The sequence below is a fragment of the Halalkalibacterium halodurans genome (assembly GCF_004376175.1).
Taxonomy (GTDB): Bacteria; Bacillota; Bacilli; order Bacillales; family Bacillaceae_D; genus Halalkalibacterium; species Halalkalibacterium halodurans.
On the sequence record NZ_SNUY01000005.1, the window covers coordinates 37,703 to 63,866 of the forward strand.

Annotated in this window: 23 protein-coding genes; 2 read left to right on the forward strand and 21 right to left on the reverse strand. The window is 45.9% G+C overall.

Annotated features, from left to right (window positions below; translation table 11 throughout):
* Window positions 1-72 precede the first annotated feature (72 nt).
* Window positions 73-606 carry a DUF2529 domain-containing protein gene (locus E2L07_RS02790; RefSeq protein WP_134228798.1) on the forward strand — a complete coding sequence of 178 codons (534 nt, stop codon included), beginning with the start codon at window positions 73-75 and terminating at the stop codon, window positions 604-606.
* Window positions 607-686: 80 nt separating this feature from the next.
* Here the strand turns inward: E2L07_RS02790 and E2L07_RS02795 are convergent, their stop codons facing one another.
* From E2L07_RS02795 to E2L07_RS02860, 14 genes are all read right to left on the reverse strand, one after another.
* Window positions 687-1,727, reverse strand: a complete 1,041-nt coding sequence (locus E2L07_RS02795; protein WP_134228799.1) for a FecCD family ABC transporter permease — start codon at window positions 1,725-1,727, stop codon at window positions 687-689.
* Window positions 1,724-2,737 carry a FecCD family ABC transporter permease gene (locus E2L07_RS02800; protein WP_134228800.1) on the reverse strand — a complete coding sequence of 338 codons (1,014 nt, stop codon included), beginning with the start codon at window positions 2,735-2,737 and terminating at the stop codon, window positions 1,724-1,726. The genes E2L07_RS02795 and E2L07_RS02800 overlap by 4 nt, the downstream gene beginning before the upstream one ends.
* A gap of 209 nt (window positions 2,738-2,946) precedes the next feature.
* Entirely contained in the window at window positions 2,947-3,951 is a 1,005-nt protein-coding gene (locus E2L07_RS02805; protein WP_053430146.1) for an ABC transporter substrate-binding protein, read from the reverse strand.
* A gap of 263 nt (window positions 3,952-4,214) precedes the next feature.
* Window positions 4,215-4,466 carry a hypothetical protein gene (locus E2L07_RS02810; RefSeq protein ID WP_053430145.1) on the reverse strand — a complete coding sequence of 84 codons (252 nt, stop codon included), beginning with the start codon at window positions 4,464-4,466 and terminating at the stop codon, window positions 4,215-4,217.
* A 138-nt stretch (window positions 4,467-4,604) separates the two neighbouring features.
* Entirely contained in the window at window positions 4,605-6,203 is a 1,599-nt protein-coding gene (locus E2L07_RS02815; RefSeq protein ID WP_053430144.1) for a CTP synthase, read from the reverse strand.
* 268 nt (window positions 6,204-6,471) lie between these two features.
* Window positions 6,472-6,966: a DNA-directed RNA polymerase subunit delta gene (gene rpoE, locus E2L07_RS02820; RefSeq protein WP_053430143.1), complete on the reverse strand. Its 495-nt coding sequence runs from the start codon at window positions 6,964-6,966 to the stop codon at window positions 6,472-6,474.
* Between the two features lie 149 nt (window positions 6,967-7,115).
* Window positions 7,116-8,129, reverse strand: a complete 1,014-nt coding sequence (locus tag E2L07_RS02825) for an HD-GYP domain-containing protein (protein WP_134228801.1) — start codon at window positions 8,127-8,129, stop codon at window positions 7,116-7,118.
* Window positions 8,130-8,394: 265 nt separating this feature from the next.
* Window positions 8,395-11,658, reverse strand: coding sequence for a fused isobutyryl-CoA mutase/GTPase IcmF (gene icmF / locus E2L07_RS02830; protein ID WP_053430141.1), 3,264 nt, complete (start codon window positions 11,656-11,658; stop codon window positions 8,395-8,397).
* 3 nt (window positions 11,659-11,661) lie between these two features.
* The gene (locus E2L07_RS02835; protein WP_041820977.1) at window positions 11,662-12,297 is read right to left on the reverse strand and encodes a TetR/AcrR family transcriptional regulator; all 636 of its coding nucleotides are present in this window, start codon (window positions 12,295-12,297) and stop codon (window positions 11,662-11,664) included.
* A gap of 145 nt (window positions 12,298-12,442) precedes the next feature.
* The gene (locus tag E2L07_RS02840) at window positions 12,443-13,585 is read right to left on the reverse strand and encodes an acyl-CoA dehydrogenase (protein ID WP_053430140.1); all 1,143 of its coding nucleotides are present in this window, start codon (window positions 13,583-13,585) and stop codon (window positions 12,443-12,445) included.
* 21 nt (window positions 13,586-13,606) lie between these two features.
* Window positions 13,607-14,746, reverse strand: a complete 1,140-nt coding sequence (locus E2L07_RS02845; protein ID WP_134228802.1) for an acyl-CoA dehydrogenase — start codon at window positions 14,744-14,746, stop codon at window positions 13,607-13,609.
* A 39-nt stretch (window positions 14,747-14,785) separates the two neighbouring features.
* On the reverse strand, window positions 14,786-15,640 hold the full coding sequence (locus E2L07_RS02850) for a 3-hydroxybutyryl-CoA dehydrogenase (RefSeq protein ID WP_134228803.1): 855 nt from the start codon (window positions 15,638-15,640) through the stop codon (window positions 14,786-14,788).
* 23 nt (window positions 15,641-15,663) lie between these two features.
* Complete coding sequence (locus tag E2L07_RS02855) at window positions 15,664-16,842, reverse strand: acetyl-CoA C-acetyltransferase (protein ID WP_134228804.1); 1,179 nt, start codon at window positions 16,840-16,842, stop codon at window positions 15,664-15,666.
* A gap of 126 nt (window positions 16,843-16,968) precedes the next feature.
* Window positions 16,969-19,071 carry a (Fe-S)-binding protein gene (locus E2L07_RS02860; RefSeq protein ID WP_053430137.1) on the reverse strand — a complete coding sequence of 701 codons (2,103 nt, stop codon included), beginning with the start codon at window positions 19,069-19,071 and terminating at the stop codon, window positions 16,969-16,971.
* A 203-nt stretch (window positions 19,072-19,274) separates the two neighbouring features.
* Here E2L07_RS02860 and cls point away from each other — a divergent pair, with 203 nt between their 5' ends.
* Window positions 19,275-20,471, forward strand: a complete 1,197-nt coding sequence (cls, locus tag E2L07_RS02865; RefSeq protein WP_134228805.1) for a cardiolipin synthase — start codon at window positions 19,275-19,277, stop codon at window positions 20,469-20,471.
* 193 nt (window positions 20,472-20,664) lie between these two features.
* On the opposite strand, the gene E2L07_RS02870 is transcribed toward cls, so the two are convergent.
* The 7 genes from E2L07_RS02870 to speB form a co-directional block, all read right to left on the reverse strand.
* Window positions 20,665-21,168, reverse strand: a complete 504-nt coding sequence (locus E2L07_RS02870; RefSeq protein WP_010899929.1) for a GNAT family N-acetyltransferase — start codon at window positions 21,166-21,168, stop codon at window positions 20,665-20,667.
* A 186-nt stretch (window positions 21,169-21,354) separates the two neighbouring features.
* Window positions 21,355-22,134: an alpha/beta fold hydrolase gene (locus E2L07_RS02875; RefSeq protein WP_053430134.1), complete on the reverse strand. Its 780-nt coding sequence runs from the start codon at window positions 22,132-22,134 to the stop codon at window positions 21,355-21,357.
* A 34-nt stretch (window positions 22,135-22,168) separates the two neighbouring features.
* Window positions 22,169-22,330, reverse strand: coding sequence for a XapX domain-containing protein (locus tag E2L07_RS02880; RefSeq protein ID WP_010899931.1), 162 nt, complete (start codon window positions 22,328-22,330; stop codon window positions 22,169-22,171).
* A gap of 59 nt (window positions 22,331-22,389) precedes the next feature.
* The gene (locus E2L07_RS02885; RefSeq protein WP_010899932.1) at window positions 22,390-22,869 is read right to left on the reverse strand and encodes a DUF456 domain-containing protein; all 480 of its coding nucleotides are present in this window, start codon (window positions 22,867-22,869) and stop codon (window positions 22,390-22,392) included.
* 205 nt (window positions 22,870-23,074) lie between these two features.
* Window positions 23,075-24,745 carry an arginine--tRNA ligase gene (gene argS, locus E2L07_RS02890; protein ID WP_134228806.1) on the reverse strand — a complete coding sequence of 557 codons (1,671 nt, stop codon included), beginning with the start codon at window positions 24,743-24,745 and terminating at the stop codon, window positions 23,075-23,077.
* Between the two features lie 2 nt (window positions 24,746-24,747).
* Window positions 24,748-25,182, reverse strand: a complete 435-nt coding sequence (locus E2L07_RS02895; RefSeq protein WP_134228807.1) for a YwiB family protein — start codon at window positions 25,180-25,182, stop codon at window positions 24,748-24,750.
* Between the two features lie 111 nt (window positions 25,183-25,293).
* The gene (gene speB / locus E2L07_RS02900; RefSeq protein WP_053430131.1) at window positions 25,294-26,163 is read right to left on the reverse strand and encodes an agmatinase; all 870 of its coding nucleotides are present in this window, start codon (window positions 26,161-26,163) and stop codon (window positions 25,294-25,296) included.
* Window position 26,164 lies beyond the last annotated feature (1 nt).

The window sequence follows — 26,164 nt, forward strand, 5'->3', positions numbered from 1 at the left end:
GTTGCCCATTTTCATAAAAAGAGGATATACTTCTGAGTACATAGATTAGACGTGTTGGAGGATAACGAGCTCATGATCCAAATTTTCACTACACAATTGACAGGCTTACTAAAGCAATTGAAAGAAAAGGAAGAGAGCTTCGAGGATGGGGGACGACTCCTAGCCCAAGCACTTATTGGTGAAGGGACGATTTACATTCATGGGTTTCATGAAATGACCGCCGTTCAATCAGAAGCGCTTCTTGGTGTAGAAACATTTTCTTCCGTTGCTCCCCTCGTTCTTTCTAACGGTAAGATAGCAGAGGTCACAGCAGCAGACCGTGTCATGTTGTTCACTCGATATAGTGACGACGCAGAGGCCGTAACGGTGGCGAAAACCCTCGCTGACCAAGGGGTAGAGATGGTCGGCATTTCAACCGTAAAAGAATGTGAAGGAACTTCTCTCACTTCCGTTGTTGATGTCCATATTGATTTAGGAGCTACGCTCAGCCTTGTACCAGGAGAAGATGGCAACCGCTACGGATATCCCGGAACCCTTCTCGCTTTATTTGCCTATCAATGCCTCTATTTATCCACACTCGATATTTTAACAGAGTACGATCTTTAGTAGAAGAAAGAGCGGGCCCCTCATTCTTTTATTGAGGAGCCCGTTCAGCGTTCTTCCGATCCATTCCCCTCTGCAAACCACTACATGTTTCGATTTCGATATAACAAGTAAATAAAGTACGGTGCGCCGATCGCGGCAGTAAATACACCGGCAGGGATATCGAAAGGTAAAAATGCAGTCCTCGCCACAATATCAGCCATGACGACAATGATTCCACCAATGAACGATGAAACAATTACTAAGCTGGTATACGAGCGACCAACGAGCATCCGACTAATATGGGGGGCAATGAGCCCGACAAATTGAATACCTCCTGCAAAGGCAACCGCAGACCCAGCGAGGGCAACGCTCGTAAATAATAGAGCGAACCTGTACATTTGTACTTTAACACCAAGTCCTTGGGCAATGTCATCTCCTAATTCTTTCACCCCTAAGGTTTGCGCCATGAGCATCGTGAGCGGAATGGATATCGCCACCCATGGGAGCATTGCATATACATCTTGCCAGTGCGCGCCATACAGACTCCCAGTTAACCACAAATACGCTTTCGTCGTCACCGCCATATCGCTAAGAACGAGCATCATCGTCACAAAAGCCTTCATGGCCGCCGTTACGCCTATTCCAATTAAGATAAGGCGAATCGGGGTGACTCCTTTATTCCAAGCTAACAAATAGATCACAATGGATACGAGACCTGCGCCTATTATGGCAGCAAAGGGAAGCCATGTAATGCTAACGACACCCATAAAGCAGACTATAAAGATCATCGCTCCGACCGAGCCACCGCTCGTAATCCCGATAATATCAGGGGCGGCTAACGGATTACGTACAATCCCTTGAAGAATGAGACCTGCCACCCCAAGGGCTGCCCCGACCATAAAGGCAAGTAACACACGGGGGAGCCTTAGCGTATTAATCGTAAAGTCATACTCTCCTGTCCCGTAACCGAATAATTGTTTGATCACATCGTGTGGAGGGATAAAGGTGCTCCCTACCGATAAGCTTCCGATAAAAAGAAGCAATGAAACGAGGAGAAGTAACCCGAAGACAACGACCGTCCTTCTTTCCACTTGAAAGGAGATTGACCCTGATTTAGTGCGTACGGTAAGTAGTTTACTCATTTTTTCGCCAACCCCCTACGCGCAATATAGATAAAGAATGGAACGCCCATAAAAGCTGTCATGACACCGATTGGCATATCTTGTGGCATAATGATGAACCGTGCACCAATGTCGGCAACGATCATGAGGGTAGCGCCAAGCAATGCACTGTAAGGAATGACCCAACGATAATCTGAGCCAACAAGCCCTCGGGCCATATGAGGGACAATTAACCCAATGAATCCAATAGAGCCAGTGACGGCTACTGAACCTCCTGCTAAAAAGACGACCATGATCCCCATTAGCACCTTGATGACGACCGTTTTCTGACCTAGTCCTTTCGCTACATCATCCCCGAGGAGAAGAATATTGATCCCCTTTCCTAAAAAGAGCGTTAGAACGATCGCCCCTGCGATAAACGGCAATACTGAAAGGAGCATGTCCATGTTTCGCCCGGCTACAGAGCCAGCCAACCAGAACAATACGGTTTGAATTTTTTGTTCATCAATGACGAGCAGCCCTTGTGCAAACGAAATAAAGAGTGCACTAATCGCCGCACCGGCGAGGACAATCTTAACTGGCGACAAGCCATCCTTTCCGAGAGACCCGAGAAAATAGACAAGCATTGCTGCCACCCCTGCACCTACAAAGGCGATCCACATATAACCGACCATGGAATTTACATTAAAAAAGGTGACAGCTACAACGATAAAAAATAACGCCCCAGCATTAATCCCAAAAATATCAGGAGCGGCGAGCGGATTTCGCGTTAACGCTTGCATCAGAGCTCCAGCAAGCGCAAGACTACAGCCAATAACCGCAGCAATGACCGTTCGAGTGAGTCGTGATGTTCTCACAATAACGTGCTCTGTCATAGACTCATCAAAATGGAAAAATGCATCATAGGTTGTTTGTAGCGATATCGCCGTTTTTCCGAGGGCAATGCTTGCAATAAAAAAACCGACGAAGAGAAGCATACTAAAAATAAGCCCGATTAGTTTCAACGACGTTCGTGAAAGCAAATATCTCATACAAATCCTCCAATAGAGAAGCTTGACTTACCGCCTTATCCCTTTTTACTGACACTAAGACTTAGACTGAGAGCATCATCTTTTGAACCATGTCTCGTGACCAGCAGCGCATGAATGTAAGCTATCATTTAGCGGCCAATAGAAAAAAAACGATTGAATGAAAAATAAGAGAGGGACCCAGTCCCCCTCCAATCCACTCATTGTAAGACTTATTTTTCTAACTCAAAACGATCGTAAATATCATCAAGCATTAAGTTGGCTGCGTTAATACCGCCACCCATGTTCCAAGCGATCTCATCAACCATGTACACTTGATCAGCTTTTACCGCATCGAGATTCTCCCACAACGGATGGGATGTCCACTCTTCATACGTTTTTTGTACCGTCTCGTCATCGCTCATGAACATATAAAACACATCTGCGTTCATTTCCGGAATGCTCTCCATATCGGTTAGCATGAAAATTTCATCGGAATTTTTCTGGTTCTCTGGAAACTCAAAGCCGAGATCCTCTAAAATAATCGCAGAAAAGCCTGTGGCATAAATACGAGCATGGTCTTCTCTAAAGTTCAAAACAGAAACTTCAACAGGCCATTCGTCACCCATTTTTTCGACGACCTTTGTTTTAAAGTCTTCCACGCGCTCGTCCCAAGCAGCAAGAATGTCAGCCGCTTTTTCTTCTTCATCCATCGCTTCACCCATTAGTTCAACGGTCTCTTTAAACTCAAATACCGTTTCATGGACTACCGTTGGAGCAATTTCTGATAACTGGTCATAGACCTCTTCATGACGCAGCTGTGAAGCAATGATTAGATCCGGCTGTAGCTTTGCAATCTCTTCTAAGTTCGGCTGCGTTTCTTGACCAACAAACTCAACGCCCTCTAAATCGTCTCGTAAATATTCATACATTGGTGGCTCTAACCAAGACTCCACGACTCCAACTGGTGTCATTCCGAAAGCAACTGCTGCATCTGTCGCCCCTTGATACAATGTCACGATTCGTTCAGGCTTTCCTTCAATTGTCGTTACACCCATTGCATGAGACACTTCACGAACGCCGCTCTCTTCAGTTGTTTCTGTAGCTTCGGGCTGCTCTTCTCCCTCACCTTCAGTTGCTTCACTTCCGCAAGCGGCTAAAAGGGCTAGTAGTAACGCTGAAAGTAACAGAACCGCCTTCGAGTTCACTCGCTGTCGCAAATATGTAGTAAATGCCATTGTTATTCCCCCTACTTGAAAATGATAATTATTATCAATACAAAAGAATTATATAGGAAAGTTTAACAAAAAAGCAATACAATTTTTGAAAATATTCAAGGACATTTTGTTATTTTATAAAAAAATGCTGCAAAAGCTTCTCGAATGCAAAAAGAAAGAGGCTAGGACACAACTAGCCAAAAGTAAAAAAAGTTCTGGGCACCAAAATAAATTGATCAGTATGCATGGAATCGTCTTGTTGTTTGATTGGCGTTTATGGCTCTTTATGATCGGTATTGTACTGAGTAGGGTGTGCGCTTTCTATTCTCAGTACGTCCTAGTCTTTTCCTCATTGTCATGCCATATCCAGCACTTGCGACAATGTCGTCTGGAAGTTCAAAGAATTGATGTTTAATCTTATCAAGGAATAGGCGCAACGTATCCTTTTTGTGTTTACGCATAACTAGACGGACGTTTTCAAGTTGATTGTCAAAATCACGAGACGCCTGCGGGAAAAGCAAGAGCTGAAGATCCATGGGGCGCTTTCCCCCGATTAGCTGAAGCCTTTCCCGCGGCAAGCGAATGGTTTTTGAAACAATCAACTCCCTATAAAATAAGAGTGGCACTCACCGGAGGTGAAAGTGCCACTCTTATTAACTGTGTTTTGTCCAGCCTCATTTTCGTAAGGAAGCTTGGATAAATTCTCGGAATAACGGCTGAGGCCGTGTTGGTCGTGAAACGAACTCCGGATGGAACTGAGAGGCGATAAAAAACGGATGATCACCTAGCTCAACAATTTCCACGAGCCGTCCATCAGGACTCGTCCCAGAGAACATAAAGCCTTTGGCTTCCATTTGCTCACGGTATTCATTATTAAATTCATATCGATGACGGTGACGCTCATAAATCACTTGGTCATTGTAAGCTGATTGGGCAAGTGTTCCGTTCTTCAGCTTGCAAGGATAAAGGCCTAAGCGGAGCGTTCCTCCCATATCTTCTACATCTTTTTGTTCTGGCAACAAATCGATAATTGGATGCGGCGTATCTGGATTAATTTCCGCAGAATGAGCGCCTTCCAACCCAAGGACATTGCGAGCAAACTCAATTGAAGCTAATTGCATCCCCAAGCAAATCCCTAAAAACGGTATTTTTTGCTCACGCGCATAGCGGATTGCTTCGATCTTGCCTTCGATTCCTCGATCACCAAAGCCTCCGGGAACGAGAATACCATCCACTCCCTGCAATTGTTCGGCAACGTTTTCTGCCGTTACATCTTCCGAATCAACCCATTTAATGTTAATATCTGCATCAAAAGCATAGCCGGCATGACGCAAAGCCTCGGCTACAGATAAGTAAGCATCTGGTAATGCCACATATTTGCCGACAAGGGCGATTTTCACAAGGCCTGATAGATTTTTCACCTTCTCGACGAGTGATTTCCACTCTGTCATATCCGCTTCTTGGCAAGAAAGGTTTAAATGATCACAAACGATTTGATCGAGATTTTGCGCTTGTAAGTCTAATGGCACTTCATAAAGCGTATCTGCATCGCGCGCCTCAATAACAGAGTCTACACGAATATCACAAAATAGCGCAATTTTTTCCTTCATTTCTTCAGGAACTGGCTTTTCTGTTCGTACGACAATGACGTTCGGCTGGATTCCAAGGCTACGGAGCTCTTTAACACTATGCTGGGTCGGCTTTGATTTCATCTCACCTGCTGCAGCTAAATAAGGAATAAGCGTACAGTGGATGTACATGACATTGTCAACACCGATGTCACTCTTAATTTGGCGAATCGCTTCTAAAAATGGCAAGCTTTCAATATCGCCAACTGTTCCACCAATCTCGGTAATGACCACATCCGCATTGGTCTCACGCCCTGCACGAAACACCCTCTCTTTAATCTCGTTCGTAACGTGGGGGATGACTTGGACTGTTCCGCCAAGGTAATCGCCACGACGCTCCTTCTTAAGTACAGAGGAGTAAATTTTCCCTGTCGTCACATTGCTGTTTTTATTCAAATTAATATCAATAAAACGTTCGTAGTGCCCGAGATCCAAATCGGTTTCAGCGCCATCATCTGTGACAAATACTTCCCCGTGCTGATAAGGACTCATCGTCCCAGGATCAACATTGATGTACGGATCGAACTTTTGGATCGTCACCTTCATCCCGCGATTCTTTAACAATCGACCGAGGGATGCCGCGGTAATTCCTTTTCCTAATGAGGATACAACCCCACCTGTCACAAAAATGTACTTTGTCGTCATCTAACCGTCTCCTTTTCAAAAATTGCCCAAGAGCTACGTACTTGCTGAAAATGGGAGGCTTTTCTTTACGAGACACGGTCAACGTTAGTCGTGTTTCATTCTCTTAGCATGAATCATTATTTCCGAACTAAAACAAAAAAACAAAAGTGACACTTTTCCCTGTTCAACAGGGGGCCACTTTTGCTCTTTATTTTTTTAGAAGTATTGATTTCTTTAGCCCAAAAATGATTCTACCGAGTTCTTTATGAGAAGTCAAGCGATGATTTACTTATAGATCATCGTCTGACTCTTCGAATTCGTCATCGAGTTCGTCAATGTCGTCCCCTTCATCGAACTCTTCATCTTCCTCATCCGCATCTTCGCTCTCTGCCAGTTCATCGAGCTCGTCTTCTAAATCCTCAAACTCATCATCGAACACTTCGATATTCTCATCAAGCTCATCTACTTCTTCTTCAGCCTTCGCCTTCGCTTTTTTCTTCGTCGGCCCCGTGATTTCTTCCTCTACTTGCTCTAATGGGTACCAGCTTCTTAAGCCCCAACGATTGTCACCTAAAGTAACAAAGCGACCGTCGATGTTTAGATCCGTATACAGATAACCGATGCGATCAAGCATTTGCTCTTCAGACATTCCTTTTAATTCTGCCACTTTTTTAAGTAAATCCTGATAGTTAAAAGGCTCTTTTGTTTCCTTCATCACTAAGTACGCAACTTCCACCATGGAAAGTTCTTGAATTTCTTCTTTCGATAGCTCTGCTAATTTCACGGCGAGCACTTCCTTTCATGAATCATCTATCATTCTTAAAGTTTACGCACGTATTTTATTTAGAAATCATACGTTTCATTATAAACACATTTCCCAAGTTTATGCTAGTTCGTTTAATCAGAACGATGGATTGATTACGTGTACACTTGCTAAACCTTGACCGTTACAGGGATTAGCTCCTGAATATAGAGGGGAGACATTCGTAAGTCAATATAGCTTGTCCCCTGTTTGACTATCGGACAAATAGGGTTTTCATACGGAATAAAGACGATCTCTACTCTTGAACCATCGTTTAAACGAGCTTTGCTTCCAATGCATTGTTCCATAAAGCGGCGGACAAAAAAATCAGTAATTCTCGGCTCTAGCTTTCCGAACCGATCTTGCCTCATTTGTAGCAAAACGTCATACAAGGCCATGCCCTTACGGTAGATGCGGTCGGATGTCATCGCATGGAATACATCGGCTACCGCTAGAATTTTTGATAGAAGATGAATCTCATTTCTCGTTTTTTGATAGGGGTACCCTGTACCATCCTCCCGCTCGTGATGTTCGAGAGCCATGAGCGCGACCGTATCTGAATAGATTCCTGATTCTTGAATAATGCGGTAGCCTTTCACCGTGTGATCTTGGATGATTCGATACTCATCCTTCGTCAATGCACCTGGTTTATTTAAAATAGCATCAGGAATCTCGACCTTCCCAATATCATGGAGAACCGCTCCTAGGGTAAGCTCTTTCAAAATGACTTCATCTAACTTCAGCCACGTTCCGATAAGCCTTGAAAGGATGGATACTCCCACGGTATGCCTGTATGTATAGTCATCCTTTGCTTTAATGACATGCAATAGCTTCGCCAAATCTTTTTCGGCCGTCATTTGCTCGACTTGTGGAACGATAGAGGTTTCAACCTCTTGGATAATTTGGTTGTTTGTATGAATTTGCGTGAATATTTTCTCAAGCTCTGCCATCGTCTCTTTCATCGCTCGCTCTCTTTGAACAAAAAGCCAGTCATCCTCATTGATACGTCCCAAGTCTAGATCGCTTTCAAGCAACCGTTTGATTAATTCTGGTGTAAGCAGTGTCCCTTCACGAACTAAAAGATCCCCTTGTTTGCTGAAAAGATCTTTCATCATTCTATCTCCGACTTTCCAATCCAAATCCATTGAGAAACCACCCTACGCAACATGTTCATATTCAGTTACATTTTACCACTGTTTTCATTATAATCTATTTTAAATGCGGAAAAACCTTCTAAATTGCAAAGGAAACGGTCTTCATTTCTAGAAGAGTCGTTATAAGTATTTTCGGTAAAAATAATAAGATTATGAAGGGCCTCATTCTCAAAGGATAGAAAAAGCCGCCTATAACAGGCGGTTTAGACTAAAGACATAACGTTGCAATGAGTCGAGACATGGAAATATCATTCCATTACATATTTCTCCGGTATTGCCCTCCAACTTGATACAATGCTCTCGTAATTTGTCCCAAGCTTGCAACTTTTACCGTTTCCATAAGCTCAGCGAAGATGTTCCCACCATTTACAGCAGTCTCTTGTAGCGCCTTCAATGCCTCTGGCGCTATCTCCTTATGCCGTTCTTGAAATGCCTTTAGATTAGCAATCTGTTGCTCTTTTTCTTCCTTTGTTGCCCGTGCCAGTTCCAAATCAAACGTTTCTTCATCCTGTTCGTTCGGATTTATATACGTGTTCACACCGATGATTGGAAGTTCCCCACTATGCTTCTTCATCTCATAGTGCATGGATTCCTCTTGAATTTTACTGCGCTGATATTGGGTCTCCATTGCCCCAAGCACACCGCCACGGTCATTGATTTGTTCGAGTTCGGCAAGGACCGCCTCTTCCACTAACTCGGTGAGCTCTTCGATAATAAACGAGCCTTGCAGCGAGTTTTCATTTTTGGCTAGCCCTAGCTCCTTCGTAATGATCATTTGGATCGCCATTGCCCGTCGAACCGATTGCTCCGTGGGCGTCGTGATGGCCTCGTCGTACGCATTCGTATGGAGCGAGTTGCAATGGTCATAAATGGCCATAAGCGCTTGAAGCGTCGTACGGATGTCATTGAAGTCGATTTCTTGGGCGTGGAGAGAGCGACCGGAAGTCTGGATATGATATTTTAGTTTTTGACTACGCTCATTTGCTCCGTACTTATGCTTCATCACGGTTGACCAAATGCGCCGAGCGACGCGGCCAATGACCGTATATTCTGGATCAAGCCCATTGCTAAAGAAGAACGACAGATTTGGAGCAAAGTCATTAATATCCATGCCACGGCTTAAATAGTATTCAACGTACGTAAAGCCATTGGCAAGCGTAAAAGCGAGCTGGCTGATCGGATTCGCTCCTGCCTCGGCAATGTGATACCCCGAAATGGAAACCGAGTAGTAGTTTCTTACGTGATGATCGATAAAATATTGTTGAATGTCTCCCATCATCCGCAAAGCAAATTCCGTCGAGAAAATACACGTGTTCTGCCCCTGATCCTCTTTTAAAATGTCGGCCTGAACGGTTCCCCTAACCGTTGCAAGCGTGCGCGCCTTAATATCAGCAAGCTCCTCTTCACTTGGTACTCGGTCATTCTCACGTTGAAATGCTTCCACCTGCTGATCAATCGCCGTATTCAAAAACATCGCCAATATGATTGGGGCAGGACCGTTGATCGTCATTGATACAGACGTGGATGGCGCACATAGGTCAAACCCTGCATAGAGTTTTTTCATGTCATCGAGCGTACAAATGCTGACGCCACTTTCGCCAACTTTGCCGTAAATATCTGGACGATAATCCGGATCCTCTCCGTATAGCGTAACCGAATCAAACGCTGTACTGAGGCGCTTCGCTTCATCGTCTTTCGATAAATAGTGAAAGCGACGGTTCGTCCGCTCAGGTGTCCCTTCTCCTGCAAATTGACGTTTCGGGTCCTCGCCTTTACGCTTGAACGGAAACACGCCTGCTGTAAATGGGAAGGACCCAGGCACATTTTCCAGCATAGACCAACGTAAGATTTCGCCCCAATCTGCAAATTTCGGTAGCGCCACTTTCGGAATTTTCAAACCCGCTAAGCTTTCCGTCGTCAATTCAGTCTCAATTTCCTTGCCGCGAATGTTCATCACGAACGTATCACCTGAATAGGCTGCTTTTTTCGCCTCCCATTGATCAAGGATTGCCTTGCATTCAGGATGAAGTTTTTGTTCGTACATGGCCTTTGTTGCTTCGAGCTGCTGTAAGGCTTCCTCTGTATCCTGACCATGTTCCTTTAAAGCAGCAATCGTTCCTTCGATTTGATAGAGCTTACGGGCAATCTGAACCTGCTCTTCTGTATGTTGTTTATATTGCTTAACGGTTTGCACGATATCACGCAAATATTGCGTTCGTTCTGGTGGAATGATGATATTTTGTTTCATGACTTCCTTACTTGTTTCGATTGATGTGTCCCAGCTTGTTTTGCATTTTTTATTTAAGATGTCGATAACCGCAGCAAATAACGTGTTCGTACCTATGTCGTTAAACTGACTTGCAATCGTCCCGTAAACCGGCATCGCCTCTAGCGGCTCGTCAAAGCGTTGGTGAGAGCGCTGATACTGTTTACGAACATGGCGCAACGCATCCTCCGAGCCTTTTCGGTCAAACTTGTTAATCGCGATCACATCGGCAAAGTCAATCATATCGATCTTCTCTAATTGGGAAGGTGCCCCGTACTCACTTGTCATCACATACATGGAGATATCGGCAATTTCGGTAATCTCCGCATCCCCTTGACCAATTCCGCTCGTCTCCACAATGACAAGGTCATAGGCTGCAGCTTTTACGACTGCGATCGCGTCACGAATGCTTTCGGAGATCTCTGTGCGGGAGCCCCGTGTGGCTAAGCTTCGCATAAAGACCCGCGGCGAGTGGATCGCATTCATTCGAATACGGTCACCTAGGAGCGCTCCTCCTGTTTTTTGCTTCGTCGGATCAATGGAAAGGATCGCCACTGTTTTATCGGTAAACTCATTTAAAAAACGGCGCACCAATTCGTCGGTTAGTGAGCTTTTCCCTGCTCCCCCCGTTCCCGTAATCCCCAGTACTGGAGGACTAGGTTGGTTCAGCTTCTTTAAGCTGACCAACTTATCGTCAAGCGTTACAGCCGCTTCTTTTGTTTTTGCTTGCTCTTCTGCCATCGTAATGAGCCGCGCAACCGCACGGACATTTTTTTCCTTTAGTTGTTCAAATTCATTTTCGATGTCTTTCACAGTTGGAAAATCACATTCTTCAAGCATTTGATTGATCATGCCTTGCAGGCCGTGCTTCCGGCCATCATCAGGGGAAAAAATGCGAGAAATTCCGTATTCATGTAGCTCGCGAATCTCAGGTGGCGTAATGACACCGCCTCCACCGCCATAGATGCGAATGTGACCGGCACCTTTTTCTTGAAGCAGGTCATAACAATATTTGAAAAACTCCACATGTCCCCCCTGATAGGATGAAATCGCAATTCCTTGCACGTCCTCTTGTATGGCAGCGCTTACAATTTCCTCAACGGAGCGGTTGTGGCCAAGGTGAATCACCTCAGCCCCGCTCGACTGGAGGATGCGCCGCATAATGTTAATGGAGGCATCATGACCATCAAATAAGCTGGACGCAGTAACAAAACGAACATGGTGCTTCGGTCGGTACGTCTCAACCGTTCCCATTCGTTAGACCTCCTTTATAGGCTCTGTAACTCCTTTTAACAACTGCTTGATTTGTAGATTCGTATACTCTTCAAGAGTGTACAATTTTTGAATGGCCCACCGTCTAAACGTCCACATATGAGCAGAGACGAGAATATTATGAGCGAGCAGCTTGATTTCCTGCTCTTCTAGTTCAAGACCTCCCCCATCGACACATTCTTGAATGATGCGCTCCATGAGTTCGGTCATATCCATTTCCTTTTGCAATACGTAAGGTAATGCTTCTTTAGGCAACGATTTTGCCTCTTGGTACATGACGAGTACCTCTTCCTGCATTTCGTCAATCACATGGAACAACGCAGCAATCGCTTTTTTCAACCGCTCGACTCCAGACCCCTTCGTGTCAAGCTGCTGCCTTAGTCGGTCGCTTACTTCTTCATAAATCGCGTCACATACTAAGTAAAGCACATCTTCTTTGGAGCCAATATATTCGTAAAGCGTACCAATACTAAAGCCTGATTGCTTCGCAATTTCACGGGTAGTCGTTCGATGAAATCCTTTTTCGATAAAAAGGGACACCGCTCCTTTAATCATTTGTTCACGACGTTTTTTAATAAGCTGTTGGTCTTTCACCATGGAAGGTACTTGTTTTTTCTTCACAGGGGACAACCTCTTTCTTGTACATTAGAATGGATTTTTGCTGGCCAGAGCCAACAAATCAACGTCAATCAAAACCGGTGACTCCACTAACTACTACTTGAGGGACGAGCCACAGGTTCCACATTACATCCATTGTACCGAATTTTTAGTCCGCCAACAGCATTTTTGAGATAACTAATCGTTGAATTTCGTTTGTTCCTTCGTAAATTTGTGTAATTTTCGCATCACGCATGTAGCGCTCCACCGGATATTCTTTCGTGTAGCCGTACCCGCCGAACACTTGAACCGCCTCCACCGTGACATCCATGGCCGTATCTCCAGCAAACAGCTTCGACATCGCTGACTCTTTACCGTAGGAAAGGCCTTCGCTTTCTCTCCATGCGGCTTGATAGGTGAGAAGCCGGCTCGCTTCTACCTTTGTCGCCATGTCTGCGAGTTTGAAAGCGATCCCTTGCTGCTGACCAATCGGCTTGCCAAACTGCTTTCGCTCATTCGCATAGGCAACTGCAGCATCGAGCGCCCCTTGAGCGATGCCGACCGCTTGTGCGGCGATCCCGTTACGCCCACCGTCCAAGGTCATCATCGCAATTTTGAAGCCGTCGCCTTCTTTCCCTAGCAAATTTTCCTTCGGCACCCGGCAATCTTCAAATATGATTTCCGTCGTCGGTGAGGAGCGAATCCCCAGTTTCTTTTCTTTTTTGCCGACGGAAAAGCCAGGTGTATCCGCTTCAACAATAAAGGCAGACACTCCTTTGTGACGCTTTTCTGGCTCGGTCACGGCAAACACGATATAAATATCGGCAATCCCGCCGTTTGTAATGAAAATTTTTGAGCCGTTTAAAATGTAGTCATCGCCTTCTAAAACAGCTGTCGTTTTCATGTTCGCCGCATCCGATCCTGATCCAGGCTCGGTTAACCCGTAGGCGCCAATTTTCTTTCCTTCTGCCATTGGCCGTAGAAATTTCTGCTTCTGCTCTTCTGTGCCAAATTTGTATACCGGCCAGCTCGCTAACGAAAGGTGGGCAGAAAGGGTCACACCGGTAGAGGCGCAGACTCTTGAGAGCTCTTCCACGGCAATGACATAGCTAACATAGTCAGCCCCGATCCCTCCGTACTCTTCAGGCCAAGGAATACCCGTGAGGCCGAGCTCCGCCATCTGATCAAAAATCTCACGGTCAAACCGCTCTTCTTCATCCCGTTCCTCGGCTGTGGGCGCAACTTCATTCTCTGCAAAATCTCGAACCATTTTTTTAATCATCTGCTGTTCATCTGTTAGCAAAAAGTTCATCTCCAGCCCTCCTTCTCCTATTCATTCGCTAATATGTTTGTGGATGACAATTCGCTGAATCTCACTCGTCCCTTCGTAGATCTCGCACACCTTTGCATCGCGGAAGTAGCGCTCGACTGGATATTCCTTCGTGTAGCCGTATCCTCCGAAAATTTGCACGGCTTCAATCGCCGCCTTCATCGCGGTTTTAGACGCAAATAGTTTAGCCATTGAAGACTCCTTCGCGCATGAAATACCTTGCTGTTTTAATTGTGCAGCACGATAGGTTAATAGTTTGGCAGCCTCTACTTGTGTCGCCAAATCAGCGAGTTTAAAAGCAATCGCTTGCTGCTGACCAATCGACTTGCCAAATTGCTTTCGTTCCTTCGCATATGACGTTGCTGCTTCTAAAGCAGCTTCGGCAATTCCTAAAGACTGTGCGGCTATCCCAATCCGTCCAGCCTCCAAGTTCGCCATCGCAATCTTGTATCCGTCCCCTTCTACACCTAAAAGATTTTCTTTCGGAACAAGGGCATCTTCAAAAATAAGCTCTGTCGTATTGGAGCCGTGGAGCCCCATTTTTTTCTCTTTTTTACCGACCGTAAAGCCTGGCGTCTCTTTCTCGACTATAAATGCGGAAATCCCTTTTCGACCAGCACTTGGATTGGTTGAGGCAAACACGACATACGTATCGGCTGCGCCCCCATTCGTAATAAACACTTTTGAGCCATTCAACCGATAATGGTCCCCTTTTTTAGAGGCCGTTGTTTTTAAATTGGCTGCATCCGACCCCGCGCTCGGTTCCGTAAGCCCGAAAGCCCCTAAATATTCGCCCTTAGCAAGCTTCGGAATAAATCGCGCTTTCTGTTCCTCTGTGCCAAAAAAAAGAATCGGATTCGTCCCTACCGAGGTATGAACGGAAAGGATCACCCCCACCGTAGCGCTAACCTTAGATAGCTCATGGATAGCGATAATGTACGAGATAAAATCCATCTCGGCACCGCCGTATGCTTCAGGAATCGGGATTCCCATTAACCCAAGCTCTCCCATTTCTTTCACGATGTGCATCGGGTATGTGTCGTTTGTTTCCATTTCTTCCACGAACGGTGCAATGCGTTCTTGAGCAAAATCCCGGACCATCTTCCGCATCATCTCTTGTTCGTCTGTCCATCGTAGATTCATCCCATCACCTTCTTCATGAAGCTTTTCCTCTCTCAACGATCAGTCGTGATAGACGTAAAACCCTCTACCTGTTTTCTTACCGAGCCAGCCAGCCTTTACATACTTTCTTAGCAGCGGGCACGGACGGTATTTGTCATCGCCAAACCCTTCATGGAGGGTCTCCATAATGAATAAGCATGTGTCCAGCCCGATAAAGTCTGCAAGTGTAAGGGGACCCATTGGATGGTTCATCCCTAGCTTCATCACCTCATCCACCGCTTCCGGAGTTGCAACCCCTTCGTATACAGTGTAGATGGCCTCGTTGATCATTGGCATGAACACGCGGTTGGAGACAAAACCTGGGAAATCATTGACTTCTACTGGTGTTTTGTTCAGCTTTTTCGTTAGTGCCTCTACGGTTTCGTACACGTCATCGGCTGTTGCTAGTCCGCGGATAATTTCCACGAGCTTCATAACAGGCACAGGGTTCATAAAGTGCATGCCAATGACTTTTTCTGGACGGCTGGTAGCAGCAGCGATTTCCGTGATCGGAAGTGATGACGTATTCGTAGCAAGAATCGTGTCAGCAGGAGCAAGGTCATCAAGCTTAGCAAAAAGGTTCGTTTTCACCTCCATATTCTCCACGACGGCCTCAACGATAAAGTCTGCTTTTTTGGCGTCCTGTAACTCGGTCGACCGATGAATACGGCTAAGAGTGATGTCCATTTCCCTCTCTGTCATACGCCCTTTCTCCACTTGGCGCTGCAATTGCTTCGTAATCGTTTGAATTCCTTTCTCCATTGAAGCCGGATCAAGGTCATACAACATAACCTCGAAGCCGGCCAAAGCGTGAACGTGAGCAATACCAGATCCCATTTGTCCTGCACCAATGACCATTACTTGCTTAATGTCCATCCTCGTTCTCCTCTCTTATTCATTTACGGTACGCGAATAAGTACAGCATCCCCTTGACCTCCGCCACTGCAGATTGCTGCAATGCCTAGTCCCCCGCCTCGACGGCGCAATTCGTAGGCAAGTGTAAGGATGATGCGTGCACCACTTGCACCAATCGGATGACCTAACGCAACGGCTCCACCGTTGACATTTACTTTTTCAGGGTCAATCTCGGCGATTTGCTGACTGGCAAGGGCAACGGCGGCAAAAGCCTCATTAATTTCGAACAAATCGATCTCAGCAGGCGTTTTCCCAGTGTCCTGTAATAGCTTTTGGATGACAAGGCCCGGTGTTTTCGGGAAATCCTTCGGCTCGGTCGCTAGCGCAGTATGCCCTTCAATGATGGCTAATGGGGCCATGCCAGCGCTCTTCGCCTCCTCCTCAGACATGAGCAACATCGCGGCAGCACCATCATTCACTCCAGGAGCATTTCCGGCTGTAATCGTCCCTTCTTTGCCAAACACCGGTCGAAGGTTTTTCAGTGACTCCATTGACGTATCCTTTCGCGGCGCTTCATCACATGCGACGAGCAATGGTTCCCCTTTTCGCTGCGGCACTTCCACCGGAACGATCTCTTCTTCGAGCCGCCCTGCTCCGATGGCCGCAATGGCACGCTGATGACTAAGGTACGCCCATTCATCCTGGGCTTCTCGGCTGATCGCTAACTCATGTGCGGTCCCATTTCCGTACGTTCCCATATGAACACCTGTGAAGGCACATGTTAGTCCGTCAAATACCATGCCATCGATCATTTCCACATGGCCCATTCTTGCACCCCAACGCGCCTTTGGCACATAGTAGGGCGCTTGACTCATCGATTCCATTCCTCCAGCTACAACGACTTTTGAGCTCCCCGAACGGATCAACTGGTCCGACAATGTCACGCTACGCATCCCGCTCGCGCACACTTTATTGATCGTCTCCGTACGCACGTCCCATGGTAAGTCGGCTTCTTTTAATGCTTGCCTTGACGGGAGCTGTCCTTGCCCCCCTTGCAACACATTCCCCATGATCAGATCGTCTACTCGTTCCCCACGCCAATTTGCCCTTTTTAACGTTTCACGAATTGCATGTCCCCCTAGCTGAGCAGCTGTTAGTGTCGATAGACTCCCGCCAAATTTCCCGAAAGGTGTTCTCACGCCGCTAATGATGGCTGTCTTCAAGTCTAATTCCCCCTCAGATTCTGAGCGAACGCTCAGTCGATAATCATATATTTAAGCGCTTACATTAAAAGAAGAGGGCAGGAAAGCGGTCGACCGCTTTCCACCTCAAATACCCATGATTTACTTCTAGCTTACTTCTGATGGCTCCTGTTTGACAAGAGATTTTTCTAAAATTTCAACAATATCAAGCGTTTGTACATCGTCCTCCACCTCTTTTGCTTTCGTTCCATCACTCAACATCGTTAAACAGTATGGACAGCCACTACCGATGACCGAAGGAGAAACTTCAAGCGCTTGCTCCGTACGAGCGACATTCACACGCTGGCCCGCATCCTCTTCCATCCACATCATGCCTCCGCCAGCACCACAGCACATACCATCCTGGCGATTTCGCTCCATCTCCACAAGCTCAACACCAGGAATCGCTTGCAAAATTTCACGTGGTGGGTCGTATACGTCGTTGTAACGACCTAAATAACAAGAATCGTGATAAACCACTTTTTCGTTTACCGGGTATTGTGGTTTGACTTTTCCTTCTTTGATTAACTTCGCCAGTAGCTCCGTGTGGTGGAACACTTCGACCCCTTCCAGTCCAAATTCAGGATACTCGTTCTTAAAGGTGTTGTAAGCATGAGGGTCGATCGTAACAATTTTCTTTACGTTATGCTTTTTGAATAATTCAATGTTGGCGGTCGCAAGCTCTTGGAACAAAAACTCATTCCCTAGACGGCGCGGGGTATCACCAGAGTTTTTCTCCTTGTTTCCAATGATCGCAAACGTCACCCCTGCTTCATTTAACACTTTCGCAAACGATTGAGCGATTTTTTGACTCCGTTTATCATATGAGCCCATCGAGCCAGCAAAGAACAAATACTCGAATTCTTCGCCCGCTTTTTCCATTTCCTTAACGGTCGGAACGTGAATATCGTCCCTGCCTTCACGCCATTTCTCCCGCTCTTTTCGGTTAATGCCCCAAGGGTTTCCTTGCCGCTCGATATTGGTTAACGCACGCTGAGCATCGGCATCCATCTTCCCTTCCGTCAGTACGAGGTACCGACGCATATCGATAATTTTGTCGACGTGTTCGTTCATGACCGGGCATTGATCCTCACAGTTCCGGCACGTCGTACAGGCCCAAATCTCTTCTTCTGTAATAACGTCCCCAATTAGGCTTACATCGTACGAAGCAGCAGCCTCTGCTCCTCCTGCTCCTTGCATCGCCAGTTGATTCGCTTTCGTATTAGAGAATGCATAACTTGGTAACCAAGCGGACTTGGACGTAACGGCCGCTCCTTTTTCCGTTAAATGATCGCGCATTTTTACGATTAAATCCATTGGCGATAGCATCTTGCCCGTTCCGGTAGCTGGACACATATTCGTACAACGCCCGCACTCCACACAGGCATATAAATCGAGCAATTGTTTTTGATTGAAATCTTCAATTTTGTTGACGCCAAACACTTCTTGCTCCTCGTCCTCAAAGTTTATCGAAGACAGCTGCCCTACTTTGTGGGTGCGACCTAAAAAGACATTCGCCGGACCTGCAATCAAATGTGCGTGCTTCGATTGTGGTACGTACACGAGGAATGTAAGTAAAAATAAGAGGTGCATCCACCAAAAGACAAAGAACAACGCCCCTGCTGCAGTTGGCCCGATCCAACTTGTCGCAGCGGCAATACCAGAGGCAACAGGTTCAAATCCAGTAAGTGGCTTCCCGAGCCAAATGATCTCCATTCCTTTTGCGATCATTTTTGATGTCATTAGTCCACCGATAAAGATTAAGACGAGTCCTGATTTCCAGCCCCGTTTAAGGCGAACCAATTTCTCAATGTAACGACGATGGAACGCCCATACGACCGCAATAATGATCATGAGCACGACAAACTCTTGGAAAAAAGTGAAATACGGATAGAGCGGTCCAAGCGGTATATGGGACCCAGGGGCTAGCCCTTTCCAAATCAGGTCAATCGCACCGATCTGCACGAGTAAAAATCCGTAGAAGAACATGAGGTGGATGATTCCACTTTTTTTGTCCTTCATGAGCTTCTTTTGCCCGAAAACATTGACCCAGATTTCGCGCAGACGCTCCTGCATTGAGTGGTCAAATTCGGCCTTTTTCCCAAGCTTAATGTAGGCAATTCTCGTCCGAACGAGCGTTGCAAACAGATAGACGGCATAACCCGTTACTAAAAGAAAGGCAATCCAGTTCACCCATGTTAACGCTTCCATAAATGTAACCTCCCCCTAACAGGCCGATACGATCACGGCCATGACAGACAAAAAGTTTGAAAATAGACAATTTTTGTTTGCTGTTATTATAACATACCTTTTTATGAATGAGTATTCACTCATAAAAGTTTTTTAAATTAATTTTTAGTAGGTCGGAAAAAGGGCAAGCTACAACTAACGTTGAATTCAAGAGGAGGTACGATATGATCGGAGTCGTACTCTTATTTCTTATCGTTGCGATTATTTTGTGGTTACGCTTTGATTACACCCAAGGGTTAAAGAAACAACGGGGGAAAGCCGTTAGACGAAACCAACCAATCCGCCACGGGACAGTTCGACTATTGCCAACTGGCGATGAGTTTATCGGTTCCCTCATTCATGACATAAAAGCTGCTGAACACCACATTCACATTTTATTTTATATCTTTCGTGACGATCACATCGGGAAAAAAATTCTTCAGCACCTTGAACAAAAAGCAAAGGAAGGGGTGGCTGTCCGGTTGCTCGTCGATCGATTCGGCGCCGATGTGAAAAATCGTTCCATTCAGAGCCTGAAGCAAGCAGGGGCGCAATTTGAGTACGCTCATCGGATCAGCTTTCCGTACTGGTTTTTCTCTTTAAATCGCCGTAATCATCGGAAAATCACTGTCATTGACGGAAAGGTGGGCTACATTGGTGGCTATAACATCGGGGATGAGTATTTAGGGCGTGATCCGAAGTTCGGTTTTTGGCGTGACTACCATCTTCGACTGACAGGGGATGGCGTTCAAGATTTACAGGATCAATTTATTCAAGACTGGGAGCGAGAGTCCCGACTCCCTGTCACAAGAGATCGCTGGCTGTATCCGCCATTGGCAAAAGGACCCCATGAACTACGGATCATTCCAACGAACGGCTCTTTTTTAGAAGACAGCTTTCTTCAACTCGTCGAACAAGCGGAGGAAACGATTACGATCGGAACCCCTTACTTCATTCCTGGGGAAAAATTGCACCATGCCCTTTTGGATGCAGCCGCTAGAGGGGTGGCTGTTCGTCTACTCGTACCGAAAAAAGGCGATCACCCACTCGTGAAGGAAGCAGCGTTCCCTTACTTTAAGGAGCTCCTTGAAGGGGGCATCAACATTTATCGTTACTATCGCGGCTTTTTTCATGGAAAGGCAATCGTAATCGATGATAAGCTGGCCGATGTAGGAACAGCCAATTTTGATAAGCGCAGCTTTCGGTTGAATTATGAAATCAACTGTCTTTTATATGACAAAGAGATAATTCAGCTCGTTCGCGAAGAATTGGATTATGATTTTTCCATATCGGAACGGCTTCAAATGGAGGACCTCGCGAACCGCTCCTTCTTCCATCGTACGAAAGAACAAGTAGCTACCCTGTTCTCTGGTTTTTTTTAGCTGGTCAAGCCTGAGTCCGTTCGACTCAGGCTTTTCTGTGTTTATTTCAAAACACGTGACGTATCCCCATCCCCATATTAAACGAATGATTTTATGTTATTATCCACGCTGTGGCAAGTGCCCTTTTTCGTTTTCATTCTTTGATCCCTGCGTGGAAGCTTTCAAAGGGGGCGTAAAAGGGCATCCTTTCAATTTATAACTTTTTGTCCTCCATAGTACTGATTTTAAGCAAATCATAATGAAGAATCCGCTGCGGCCCTATAGGTCCTACCCGGCGTAGCCCACGGTCCTCAAAGCCTACCCGAGTGTACAATTGCTTAGCCGCTGCATTACGCTCATTAACGACGAGAAACAGTTCGCGAATGTTTGGCCAATGGACAGTAACGAAAGCCGGGAGAAGGAGCATCGCTTTTTTTCCATATCCTTTCCCTTGTTGCTTTTCGTCAATCGCCAAGCTACGAATGAGTAGCAACCCCTCTTCCTCTATGTAGGCCTTCGTTGCCTCCCCTTCATGGAGGACGAAAAAGCCTACAGGCTCTTGGTCAGCCAAAATGACGATGGGCGTTCGTGTAGGATCTTCCTCACATGCTCGGAGTGCATCCACCGGCAAGCTTGTAAATGGTAGCTGTTCTGGCGGCAATGAAAAGTTGCACAGCACCGATAAATGTTGTTGTTCGACAAAAGACAAAGTGATCATTCAAATCCCTCCAGAGAAGCAAACATGCGTTCTCTATATTATACCATAGTTATCTCCCGTGTTAAAAAGGAAACAAGTGAATAAGGTCGGTGCTCTTTAACACTAAGCAACCTCAAATAAAAGGGCGGCAAGGCCACAGCTCTAATCATGTAAAAAAGAGTACCTTTCAAAGGCACTCCTTCAATTTTAAGGAAATAATCCTTTCCGCTTCGCCCATGAGCGAATGATTCCGTTCAACTCAGCAGGATGGTGCGTTGGTATTTGGTGTGTCGAACCATCAATGTAGACAAGTTCAAGGTCTTTCACATGATCGATAAAAGGCCTCTTCGTCGAATGAATGTAATAATCATGATCCCCGTATAAAACAAGTAACGGAACGGTTAACCGGTGAAGCGCTCTTGTCACATTTCCCTGTTTTCCAACAGCGTACTGCTGTTCAATCATATGAGGGTCGGACTTTTTAATTTCTTTCTGGATTTCTTTTCTTACCTTCTTGTCTTGAAAATGGGCAATGGCTAATACCCATGCAAAGAAGTCAAGATGCTCGCTTCCTGTGACAGAAACGCCTAGATCGTATTGCTTTTTTAACAAAAGGGGACTCACCTCAGAAAACCCGCTAATGCTTACAACTCCTAGACATCTGTCTGGATACATTAGAGCAAACAACTGGGCAATTAACGCCCCGTTAGAATACCCGCACACAATGGACTGCTCTACACCAAGATCGTCTAGAATCGCTTTCACATCTTCCGCCATCTGCTCAAGAGTGATTGGTTCATCCGTTGTCTCACTCCGGCCATTCCCCCGCAAATCATAGGTAATCACTTGAAAACAACTCGTGAGCCCGCGCACCTGTTCGTGAAAGGTGAGGTGCCCCATGGCTGGCGGAGGAATAAAAAGAATGGCGGTCCCTTCGCCACTTACTTCATAATAAAGCTTCGGCCGATGTGCTGTGAAAGCTTGCATCTGTCATTCCCTCCTTGTCTTATCTTCCATCGATTCATATGGGCCAGATCCATTGGTATAGCTTGTATCCTACATAAATACCTACAATCCCTAATATCCCTGCCAATGCAGGAGGAGCAGGGATCGGTAGCTTAATCAAAGCGAACAAAAAACCTACCGCTAATCCTGCCACGAAGGCCAATAATAACTCTTGCATCGATTCCCCTGCCTTTCTAAGTGGAAACTTGGAGGATTGTCAAGCAACCCTTGTACTTACTATAACCAGACTTCGAGAAAAAACCAGCCGATCATAAAAAGTTGAATCACGAGCTTTGCAATTGAGCTACTTAAAAACGCAAATAATGATGCCGTCCCAATTTGGAATGCCAACGGAACATCGCGCTTGATGATCCACTCAGTGATAAAGACTGCTAGGAAAGGAACAATGAATATGCCGAATGGCGGAATAATAAATGCCCCCACAATAACACCTATAATCGCAGCCCATCCTCCTGCCCTTGAGCCACCGTAACGTTTGACAAAATAACTGTTGGCGACCGCATCTGCGGCAAAAATAAGCACGGTGAACAAGGCCATCCCAATCCAAAACATCGTGCTTAATGACCCACCAATTCCCCATATGTATAAAAGAAATCCAGCCCAAATGAGCAAAATCGAGGGGAGGATGGGAAAGATTAATCCGACAAAGCCAAGGATAAATAAAAGGACGATCACCGTCCAAAGGATAACATCCATGTTTATACCTCCTCTTAAGATTTAACAAAGCAACGAAAGGAGCTTGTGGGCGCCTTTCGCTAAACATCTCCGTTTATACTTACGGATTGAAAGCCTTCAGGTGACAGTATATTGAACATCTTAATAAATGCAGGATGGTTTCGATTCTTTTTCATATGAGTGTATGAAAACTCCCTCTCAACATTGAGAGGGAGTTAAAAATCATTTACATCCGTTCTGGTGCCTCAACCCCAACAAGGGAAAGGGCATTTTTGAGCGTTACTTGCGTTGCTTTCATTAATGCGAGGCGCGCTTTGCTTTGCTCGTCGTTCTCTGGATTAATCACCTGCTCGGCATTGTAAAAACTATGGAGGGTGGACGCAAGCTCATGCACATAATTGGTGATCCGATGTGGCATTTGCTTTTGTGCTGCTTCGGCGACCACTTCTGGGAACTCACCAATCTTCTTCAGCAAGTCGTATTCTTTTTCGCTAGCAATCGGTGACAAATCGGTGGATTCATCAAAGGATAGACCGAGTTCTTTCCCTTTGCGTAACATGCTACATACTCGTGCATGGGCATATTGTACGTAATAGACTGGGTTTTCATTCGATTTTGATACGGCTAAGTCCATATCAAAGTCTAAGTGGGAATCGGCACTGCGCATCGCAAAGAAATAACGGGTCGCATCAATCCCTACTTCCTCCATAAGATCACGAAGGGTGACGGCTTTTCCTGTCCGCTTGCTCATTTTTACTTTTTCGCCGTTTTGGAACAGGCTGACCATTTGAATAATTTGAACATCTAACTGATCTTTTTCATAACCGAGCGCTTGGATCGCCGCCTTCATCCGTGGGATGTAGCCATGATGGTCAGCCCCCCAAATGTTGATCAGCTTTTCAAAGCCTCGTAAAAATTTGTCTTCATGGTACGAAATGTCCGGTGTTAAATACGTATAACTTCCATCATTCTTCACAAGTACCCGGTCTTTATCATCACCGTATTCTGTTGAACGGAACCAAAGGGCTCCGTCTTGCTCGTACGTCTTCCCTTTTTCCTTAAGGACATTCAATGTTTTTTCCACTTTGCCCGTTGTGTAAAGAGACGTTTCCGAATACCAGTTGTCAAACGGGACGCGGAATTCCTCTAAGTCAGACTTAATTTTCTCTAATTCGCGCTTTAAGCCGTACTCTCGGAAAAATGCAAGCCGCTTTTCAGACGACTCATGAACGAACTTATCTCCATGCGTCTCTGCAAGGTCTTTTCCAAATTGAATAATGTCTTCCCCATGGTACCCATCTTCAGGCATGTCTTTCTCCATGCCAAGTGCTTGGAAATAGCGCGCCTCTAATGACAATGCGAGATTGTTTATTTGATTACCAGCATCGTTAATGTAATACTCACGTGATACATCATATCCTGCTTTAGCAAGAATGTTGCATAATGCGTCACCCACCGCCGCACCACGGGCATGCCCCAAATGAAGATTTCCCGTCGGATTGGCAGAGACAAACTCAACCTGGACCTTCTTTCCTTTTCCTACATTCGTTTCGCCATATGCGCTCTCAGCGCGCAAAACGGTCGGAATCATTTCGCGTAAATAGGAATTATCGAGAAAGAAGTTAATAAAGCCTGGTCCTGCGATCTCTATTTTTTCGATCGCTGCCCGCTTACGGTCTAGCTTAGCTGTCAGCTCTTCTGCAATAAGACGCGGGGCTTTCTTAGCGACTCTCGCAAGCTGCATTGCCATGTTCGTGGCAAAGTCGCCATGGGCTTTCTCCTTTGGGGTTTCAAGAATTACTTCCGGTATCGTTTCATCGGTCGCCAACCCTGCTGCTTTTACCGCTACGACAATTTCTTCTCTCAATTGCTGCTTCATCTGCTCCATTTTGTTCATGCTTATTCCTCCTCCAACGTCAAACGCACATCATGGATTCCTGTGTCTTGCCCTTGCAAAGAAAAATGATAACGAAGGTGAATGACACCTTTTTGTTTTCCTTGCGGCCATCGAACAATTACGCTCTCCGTCGTCGCCACTGATTCCCACGAAATTTGTGGTGTCACATACCGCCCAGATGTTTGTATCCCGCGTAAAAATGATTGACGCATCAAAACATCACCTTGGCGAATCAAGACGAGCTCACGTCCATCCCACTTCAATGTTGTTTGCACATTTTCTTGATCTGACAGCACATCCTGAAAACGAAGATAATCTTGTGTACCTTTATGATAAAGTTCCCCTTTTGTCGTGAACTCATAGTCTTCTATTTCTCCGTGACGGTCAATTTTCGTTTGAAACAAAATTCGCACATGGCGTTTCTCTTGTTTTTTCACTGCACGCACACCTTTCTTTTACAAGTGTAGCGACTTTACATAACGGTTGCAAGATCCTTAAAAACGACGAGGCCCGATTCACCGGACGTTGTGAATCAGACCTCAAATAGATTACACCCAACCTAGCAACATTTCACGAACAAACTTACTTGCGGCTATTGGCGTTTTCTCAGAGGGATCATACGCTGGTGCGACCTCGACTAAATCCGCTCCGATGACGTTCACATCGGAATGGGCAATCGCAACAATCGCCTCTAGAAGCTCCTTCGATGAAATCCCACCTGCTTCGGCCGTACCTGTCCCTGGGGCAAACGCCGGGTCAAGCACATCAATGTCGATTGTCACATAGACATTCCGTCCCGCTAACTTTGGCAACACTTCCTTTAGCGGCGTTGCCACCTCGAATTTGGCCATGTACATACCGGAATCTTTCGCATATTGGAACTCTTCCCGCATCCCTGAACGAATGCCAAACGAATACACATTCTCAGGGCCAATTAACGAACACGCTTTACGGATCGGTGTTGAATGGGACAACGGCTCCCCTTCATACTCCTCACGAAGATCGGCGTGGGCATCGATATGAATGATCGCCATGTCTGGATAAATCTTATGCATCGCTTTAAAAATCGGCCATGACACAAGGTGCTCACCGCCTAGACCGATCGGCATCTTTTGATCGGCGAGCAGCTTGTCCACATAGGATTCAATCATCTCTAAGCTACGTTGCGGATTCCCGAACGGAAGGAGCATATCCCCTGCATCAAAATACGCTACCTCTTCCAAGTGCTTATCCATATAAGGACTGTATTCCTCTAGCCCGAGAGAAGCTTCACGGATACGGTTTGGACCGAAACGCGAGCCTGGGCGGAACGACACCGTCCAGTCCATCGGCATTCCAAAAATAACCGCCTTGCTTTCCTCATAGTTTGAACGACTCATAATGAAAACTTTACCTGAATAGGCTTCATCAAATCTCATG